This is a genomic window from Rhizobium sp. RSm-3, assembly GCF_001854685.1.
In the GTDB taxonomy this organism is placed as follows: Bacteria; Pseudomonadota; Alphaproteobacteria; order Rhizobiales; family Rhizobiaceae; genus Rhizobium; species Rhizobium ecuadorense.
This window is the reverse complement of sequence record NZ_MAWZ01000045.1, coordinates 1-4,189: the sequence shown is the minus strand read 5'-3', so window position 1 is coordinate 4,189 and position 4,189 is coordinate 1. Positions and strand designations below refer to the sequence as shown.

5 protein-coding genes are annotated in these 4,189 nt (G+C 63.1%); 1 reads left to right on the top strand and 4 read right to left on the bottom strand.

Features of this window, described 5'->3' with window-relative positions; all coding sequences use genetic code 11:
- Positions 1-368 precede the first annotated feature (368 nt).
- Entirely contained in the window at positions 369-1,004 is a 636-nt protein-coding gene (locus BBJ66_RS25340; RefSeq protein ID WP_071087148.1) for an alpha/beta hydrolase family protein, read from the top strand.
- On the opposite strand, the gene BBJ66_RS25335 is transcribed toward BBJ66_RS25340, so the two are convergent.
- From BBJ66_RS25335 to pcaQ, 4 genes are all read right to left on the bottom strand, one after another.
- Positions 1,001-1,672, bottom strand: coding sequence for an RES family NAD+ phosphorylase (locus BBJ66_RS25335; RefSeq protein WP_071087146.1), 672 nt, complete (start codon positions 1,670-1,672; stop codon positions 1,001-1,003). The genes BBJ66_RS25340 and BBJ66_RS25335 overlap by 4 nt on opposite strands.
- Positions 1,669-2,193, bottom strand: a complete 525-nt coding sequence (locus BBJ66_RS25330; RefSeq protein WP_071087144.1) for an MbcA/ParS/Xre antitoxin family protein — start codon at positions 2,191-2,193, stop codon at positions 1,669-1,671. The genes BBJ66_RS25335 and BBJ66_RS25330 overlap by 4 nt, the downstream gene beginning before the upstream one ends.
- A 94-nt stretch (positions 2,194-2,287) precedes the next feature.
- Positions 2,288-2,977, bottom strand: a complete 690-nt coding sequence (locus BBJ66_RS25325) for a methyltransferase family protein (protein ID WP_071087142.1) — start codon at positions 2,975-2,977, stop codon at positions 2,288-2,290.
- Positions 2,978-2,995: 18 nt separating this feature from the next.
- On the bottom strand, positions 2,996-3,913 hold the full coding sequence (pcaQ, locus tag BBJ66_RS25320; RefSeq protein WP_049732521.1) for a pca operon transcription factor PcaQ: 918 nt from the start codon (positions 3,911-3,913) through the stop codon (positions 2,996-2,998).
- Positions 3,914-4,189 lie beyond the last annotated feature (276 nt).

Sequence of the window (4,189 nt, the reverse complement as noted above, 5' to 3'; positions counted from 1 at the left end):
GCGAAGCGATCAGTGCGTCCGGCGATTCCCAAGTCTTGCAGATTTGCCAGGCAAATCTGCGGGAGGGTTGGCTGAAACGGGCCGGCTGATCGACCGGCCGGCTTGGCCGTAGAGCTGGGCTACGACGCGCGCCGGCCGGTCGACCATCCGACTCCGTTTGAGCCAACAGAATGCTTCAATCTAACCAGGAAAGGCTCTAGTCCAGCCGATATCCGAAAAGCAAAAAGGGCGCTCGACCCTTGCGGGGAGCGCCCTTATCCTGTCGGACAGCGAACAGTTCGACGACGTCGATACCGCGCGCATCCATTTTTCAGGCAGGAGCCGTATATGGACCCTTCAGGCCTGACTTTCAAGGGACAGTTTTGCCGATGTCTGACAGGTTTCTCCTTCAAGGCCCCCGTGATGCCCGCTTCACCATTCTGCTGGCGCATGGCGCCGGCGCGCCGATGGATTCGGCATCGATGACATCGGCGGCGGAGGCGCTCGCCACGGTCGGTTTCCGTGTGGCCCGTTTCGAATTCGCCTATATGGCGGCGCGACGCACGGCGGAGGGCCGCAAGCCGCCACCGCGGGCCGAAACGCTCAATCCCGAATATGAGGCGGCGATAACCGCGCTCGGTGCCGATGGTCCGCTGATCATCGGCGGCAAGTCGATGGGCGGCCGGGTCGCCAGCATGATCGCCGACGATCTCTATCGCAGGGGAAAAATCGCCGGGCTGCTCTGCCTCGGCTATCCCTTCCATCCGCCCGGCCAGCCGGAGAAGCTGCGCACCGGCCATCTCACCGGGCTCGCGACGCCCGCGCTGATCTGCCAGGGGACCCGCGATGAATTCGGCACCCGCGACGAGGTGCCAGGCTATGATCTCTCCGACAGGATCGAGATCCTCTGGCTCGAGGACGGCGACCACGACCTCAAGCCGCGCAAGACGATCTCGGGTTTTTCGGCTGCCGATCACCTTGCCACGATGGCGAAAGCGGCCAGGGCCTGGGCGGAACGCCTCTAGCTTGCAAGCTTCCTGACATCGATGCGACGGTCGGTGGGGGAGACGGTGATTTCGAAGTGGTCTGCCTGCACCACATCGCGAATGTTGCGCGGCCGGTGCGCGGCGATGTTCACCCCGCCTCTCAGCCGGACGCTGTCATAGAGAATGCCGGCGCCGCCGCTCGAACGCACCTGCTCACCCAAAATCTGCGACACCGCATAGCTCGCGCCGTCATAGACGTCGGGCCGCAGCGCCTGTTCGCCGCGAATGTCGAGATAGTCGCCGATCAGGATGGCCGAATAACTTCGATAGGTGCGCGCCATCGTCGCCACTCCGCGCGCGACAGCCTCGCGCCGGAGATGATGGCCGACCTCGGCGGCGGCTGTCTTCAGATTGTCGGCGGCATACCAGGCGCCGAGATCGGGGCCGTTGAAGCGCATGCCGCCGGGGGCGACATGCAGGAAGGCGGCCATGACGATGCTGGCATTCGCAGTGCCGTAAACCCATTCATCCCTGGGAAGCCGCTGGATGCGGTCGGCGACGAGGCGATCATTGGTCCAGCCGACGAGTTCCATCACGGCTTCGAGGTCGGCCGCCCGCGTCACCGTGTCGAAAAGCCCGATCGGCGGAAATTGCGATGGGATCAGCCGGCAGGAGGGACGCGGCGCCTCGACAAAACGGTCACTCACCGGAAGACGATGTCCGCATCTTCGTAAGGCGTGAAGGCCTCGTCGAGCTTGTTCGGCTGCATATAGACGCCGCCGCGGGCGCCATCGAGAAAGCGGCGCACGGTCATCAACCCGTCCTGGGTTCCGTTGGTGACGATATCGAGCGGTGGATGGCCGCCGAAAACCGGCGCCTGATGCGGCATGCGCAGCCAGGCGACGCCGGCGCGTTCGTCGGCAAACAGCACGCCGAGCGCCTGATGGATGCCGAGCACGGCTGAAATGCGGGTCAGCGTATCGGCATCGAGCGTGAAGGCTCCGTGCTCGCGCGCCTGCTTGGCCCAGTTGTGATAGGTCGACCGGGAGGGATAGCCGAGCACAAGCAGCCGCTGCTCTTCGCTCAGCCGCCAGAGATCGGCGATCGCCAGGAAGGTTCGTAGCGCAGGGGCGCTCAACCTCTTGCGGCTTGCCGGAGCAAACCGCTCTGTGTCCAGTCGCTGTGGCCCCAGGCTTTCCCGTTGCTCCCTGCGTCGTGCATGCTGCATAACAGCCTCCAGTCTCGACTTAGACATAGTCCAAATCTGGGCATACATCAACCAGATTTCAAGAGGTTGCCATTTCCGATTGCCGGTTCGGGCGTCACCATAAACCAGGCAGTAGCCGGTAGCGGACCTTGCGGCGGTATTCGGCATAACCCGGCAGGTCTCTTACCAAATGCTTCTCCTCGTCCAGCAGCCGCGCGACGAGTCCGCCTAAGGCAGGAGGGATGGCAAGCAAGCCCCAATACGAGCCGAGCGACAGCGGTATGCCCATGAAGAGCACAAGCGCCGCCGCATACATCGGATGACGCATGATGCTGTAGAGCCCGCTCGAAATGACCCGCTGATCCCTGCGGATCTCGACCGTCGCCGAGGCGAAGTTGTTCTGCCGCAGGACCAGGAAGCAGCCGTAAAAGCCTGCTGCGACCAGGATGTTGCCGAAAATCACAACCGACGCCGGAACGGCCGAGCCGCCGAACCGATAATCTAGCGCCGAGCCGATGAAGAGCGCAATCAGCACGATGCCGTTGAAAAGCTGAATACGCTTCTGTGCCGGCTCCCGCTCCGCGGCCGGCCCGACATGCAGCCGCTGTTCCAGCAAGGCGCGGTCATATTTCAGGAAATAGGCTGTCGTCGAAACGATCCAGGCGGAGAAATTGAGAAAGAACAGCCAGCCCTGCCAATAGGACAGCGAACCTGCAGCGACGAAGATCATCACCGCGAGCACGGCGACGAATTTCACCGTCGCCTCGGTCGCCCGCCTGCCGAGATTCTTCTTTTGACCCTCCATCGGCCCACCTCCATTATATCAGGAAACCTCTCCTGCCGCCTCGCGGATCGTCTGCATCAGGATCGATTGCGGCGCCGACGGCACGGCATCGGCGCGCATCGTCAAGCCGACCGGGCCTCTGGTCTCGCCGGTATCGACCGGCAGCAGCGCCAGCCGCCCGTCGGCGACGTCATCGGCAACCACGCCGTTGGAAATGATCCAGATCGCATCGCTCGAGCGCAGGAAAGCCCGGCCGAAGGAATCCGACACCGTCTCGATCTGGTTCGGCAGGCTGGAGACGCCGTTGGCGATGAGGAAGTTTTCGACCACCGGCCGGATGATCGAACCCCGCGTCGGCATCAGCACCGTGTAATCGCCGAAACCTGAGAAGGGCGATTGCCCGGCGTCGAGCAGCGGATGACCGGCGCGCACGGCAAACACCACCTGCTCGGAATAAAGATGCTCGAAGGAAAAACCCGCCATCTTCTCCGCACCCGCCAGACGTCCGACGACCATGTCGAGATCGCCGACGCGAAGCTGCTCCAGCAGCACGGCATTCTCGCCGGTGACGATCTTCACCCGGCTCCAGGTCTGTTCTTTGAGAAAGAGCTCCATCGCCCGCGGCATGATGCGCGACGACACCGTCGGCAGGGCGCCGATGCGGATCGGTGGCGCATCGGCAAACTGCTCCTGCGAGACGGAATCGAGACCCTGGCGCAAAGCCGTCAGCGCCGCCCCGGCGTGCCGCAGAAAGACCTCGCCGTACCGGGTGATCTTGATGCCGCGGCCGTCGCGCTCGAAGACGTCGACACCCAGCGCCTGCTCCAACTCGCGGATCGTCTTCGTCACCGCCGGCTGGCTGACATGCAGCAACTCAGCCGCCTTCATGACACTCTTCTGCCGCGCCACCTCGACAAAGGTCTGCAGATGGCGAAACTTGACGCGGCTGTCGATCATCGCTCGCATAACTCCTGGGTTATCGAAAGGCTGATAAATATCATTTTACTTAACCGGATCAACCGGTCAATTTTGCTGTCGGAGTATTTCTGATTGGATGGGCGAGTTTGGCGAGAAGCCTACCCGTACTCTGTCATCCTCGGCCCTGAGCCGAGGATCCATGCCGCGGCGGCTGGTGGATGCCGCGTGGATGCTCGGGTCAAGCCCGAGCATGACGGAGGGTGGAGAGACGGACAGAGCCATTCGCGGCGTTTGACGCCCGTGTCGGAAACGCGC